The organism is Idiomarina sp. 28-8, from assembly GCF_000320945.2.
GTDB classification, from domain to species: Bacteria; Pseudomonadota; Gammaproteobacteria; order Enterobacterales; family Alteromonadaceae; genus Idiomarina; species Idiomarina loihiensis.
Genome location: NZ_BANL01000067.1, coordinates 1 through 272, shown reverse-complemented (window position 1 = coordinate 272; position 272 = coordinate 1). Strand labels below are relative to the sequence as shown.

Annotated in this window: 1 pseudogene; it reads right to left on the bottom strand. The window is 46.7% G+C overall.

What is annotated here, in order from left to right:
• Nucleotides 1-272 (bottom strand): annotated as a pseudogene (locus RJ32_RS00170) (tRNA (N6-isopentenyl adenosine(37)-C2)-methylthiotransferase MiaB); the annotation flags it as partial.

Sequence of the window (272 nt, the reverse complement as noted above, 5' to 3'; positions counted from 1 at the left end):
ATGAGCAATACTTTGCTGCAGCCTTCCATAATAGAGACAAAGGCACTGGCACCGTCTGCTTTAGGCTCGGCTAAACGGTCAAACTTTTCAATTTCAGGAAAAGAGACGTCAACCATAGGTGCATGAGTCTCGCTGACCTGATTAACCATTTCTGGTAAGCGGTGCAGAGTCTGAGGACCAAAGATAATATCGACAAAAGGCGCGCGGGCGCGAATTTCATTGCCTTCCTGAGAAGCAACACAGCCGCCAACACCAATTAATAAATTAGGGTT